Here is a 2,219-nt window from a genome sequence, read left to right on the forward strand (position 1 = left end):
CTGGCCGATGATCCGGCCAAGGCGGCGGCGGACAGGACCGGCGCGCGGATCGACGCCATGATGCGCGGTGGCAAGCAAGCCGATGTGATCGAGATCGACCCGAACCAAAAGCGCAAGCAGCGGTGACTGCTCGCGCCATACCCACAACCCAAACAACGGAGACAGACGATGACCTACATTGAACGAAATGCCTGGGGCGCGGTTCTCGTGGAACCAGATGACCGCACGGAATATGCCGAGCATGGCGGTCTGCTCTGCCGTGTCGTCAACCTTTGCAACGGGGCCGGTGATCGGTTTTTCGAAGTCTGCTCCGGTCTGCGTTCAACTGGTGGAACCGTGCCGGTCCAACGTGGTGGCGACGTGGCAGACATTTTGAGAACTGAGGCGGTCCAAAGGTTCGGACGCCTGCAAATCCGGGATGCTCAATAACCGGACACGGCAATGGGGGTGCCGGGTGGTGCTGATAACACCGACCCGGCGATGACCCTGCAATGAAGTGGAGACTACAATGAAACAGGATCGACCAACCGATACCACAACCACAACCCGCCGCGCCACCAGCCCGCGCGTGATCGATGTGGTCAGGACCGCCGACAACGCTATGACGACGTTGGCGAGCATGGCGACCAGCCGCGCCGAACTCGACTTAATCGCAAAGATGACCCTTGCATCGTTCCGGCGCGTATTCTCTGGATCAGCACTATGACCAGCTATCCCGACTGGCTGCCGGTGCCGGTGATTGCGTGGATCGAAGCCAACCGAGATCATCCCGAACACGTCGCACGCGCCGATCTGATCCACCAGATTGCCGCCGATCCACGCGGTAAGGTGCTGTGGTCCGAACTGACAAAACGGAAACCGAACGGATTCGTCTATCCGGTGCAGCGCACTGCGATCGAAGGATTTTGCGACCCACCAATCCCAACCGATGAAACCGAACGCCACGGAATCGGGCTGATCTTTGTTTTCAAGCAACTGCTGCACATCGCGATTAGTGTTCACGCTGCCAAGTCTGAGGCGCAACGGGCGCAACAAGCGGAAGATATGCGACGGCGCGCGGCATGGCTTCGCACTGAGGCTGATGACACCGATCTGATCCCGAACGGTGCCGGTGAAATCGATTGGCGCATGGTGGCGGCCGGCATGAGGGCAAAGGCGGATGTGCTCCAACAGGCGGCAGATGCCCTGGGTGTTTATCATCTCGTGGTGCCGCATGAGCGGGAGAATATGACCGGAATCGCGACGGCGCTACGGATCAGCACGGTGACTGAAACGGTGTTCGGCAAGCCGCTATACCGCCAATCCGCCGCCCTGGCAGAGATGCTAACCGGCGAAGCCGTAACGATTGAACAGGTCCGCGACCTCCGGCGCAATCACAAGGTGAGTGTGAACTTTAGACCCCGGCGGCGCTGAAAGTCACACAGACAGACCGCGTTGCGTCATGGCAGTAAATAGATGCCTCCACAACGCAAAGAGGCGAAAATGACGAACACAGATGAACTGCTCGACCGCAAACAAGCCGCGAAATACCTGCATGTTTCCGATCGGACGCTCGACCGCATCCCCGAAATCCCGCGCGTCAAAATCGGAGACCGCCGCATCTTTTTCAGGCTCTCGGACCTCGCCGGCTACGTTGCGAGCCGCACCGAAATCCGCACCGCCGCCTAAGAAAAACCCCGCCGCGCGGACACGCGGACGGGGCGGAAATCGATAGACGCAGCCACGCCATATATCGAAAGTTTCCGCTCTACGTCAAGCGAAATCCCAAGCGGCATGAATGAAAGTTTCGTGCCAATGTCAAAACCAGATACCATTCCACCGATCCGCCGCATCCCCGAAGCCAAGCGCCGCCCTAATTTGACCGTTCGACCCCGGCCCGCCCGGCGCTGCATCCTTGCAGTGCTTGACCGGATTGACCACCGGATAATCCGCCAGATTGAGGGGGGCCGGTCATGATCGCCCCCATCGAAACTATCGCCGCCAACATGGGCGGATTCAGAACGGGCAATCATTGGCGCTGCACCTGCCCTGTTTGCAACTACTCGACGCCGACCCTGCTGCTGAAATGCAAGGGCCGGAAAATCTCCGCGTCCTGCGTCAGCTGCAATGACCGGGATGCGATCTGGGCCGCTGTAATGGCCGCTGGTGGCGGAGACCGGATCGACCGCGACGATGATGCCAGTGCAGCCGAGAAAGCCGCCGAAGGCCGCAAGAGGAAG

General features: G+C 59.9%; 5 protein-coding genes. All 5 read left to right on the forward strand.

Annotated elements, in window-relative coordinates:
- Positions 1–168: 168 nt before the first annotated feature.
- Positions 169–429, forward strand: a complete 261-nt coding sequence (locus tag ACP5E6_RS18520) for a hypothetical protein (protein WP_427956850.1) — start codon at positions 169–171, stop codon at positions 427–429.
- Between the two features lie 79 nt (positions 430–508).
- Positions 509–706 (forward strand): hypothetical protein, encoded by a 198-nt coding sequence (locus ACP5E6_RS18525; protein WP_427956852.1) that lies wholly within the window; start codon positions 509–511, stop codon positions 704–706.
- Positions 703–1,413: a hypothetical protein gene (locus ACP5E6_RS18530; RefSeq protein ID WP_427956854.1), complete on the forward strand. Its 711-nt coding sequence runs from the start codon at positions 703–705 to the stop codon at positions 1,411–1,413. The genes ACP5E6_RS18525 and ACP5E6_RS18530 overlap by 4 nt, the downstream gene beginning before the upstream one ends.
- 69 nt (positions 1,414–1,482) lie before the next feature.
- Complete coding sequence (locus ACP5E6_RS18535) at positions 1,483–1,668, forward strand: helix-turn-helix transcriptional regulator (RefSeq protein WP_427956856.1); 186 nt, start codon at positions 1,483–1,485, stop codon at positions 1,666–1,668.
- A gap of 284 nt (positions 1,669–1,952) precedes the next feature.
- Positions 1,953–2,219: hypothetical protein (locus tag ACP5E6_RS18540; protein WP_427956858.1), on the forward strand; the 267-nt coding region annotated here is incomplete at its 3' end.

It is taken from the genome of Acidiphilium sp., from assembly GCF_049977125.1.
Classification (GTDB): domain Bacteria; phylum Pseudomonadota; class Alphaproteobacteria; order Acetobacterales; family Acetobacteraceae; genus Acidiphilium.

Coding starts and splice junctions, on each gene's coding strand:
- ACP5E6_RS18525 (WP_427956852.1), top strand. CDS start 509: ATGAAACAGGATCGACCAACCGATACCACAACCACAACCCGCCGCGCC.
- ACP5E6_RS18535 (WP_427956856.1), top strand. CDS start 1,483: ATGACGAACACAGATGAACTGCTCGACCGCAAACAAGCCGCGAAATAC.
- ACP5E6_RS18520 (WP_427956850.1), top strand. CDS start 169: ATGACCTACATTGAACGAAATGCCTGGGGCGCGGTTCTCGTGGAACCA.
- ACP5E6_RS18530 (WP_427956854.1), top strand. CDS start 703: ATGACCAGCTATCCCGACTGGCTGCCGGTGCCGGTGATTGCGTGGATC.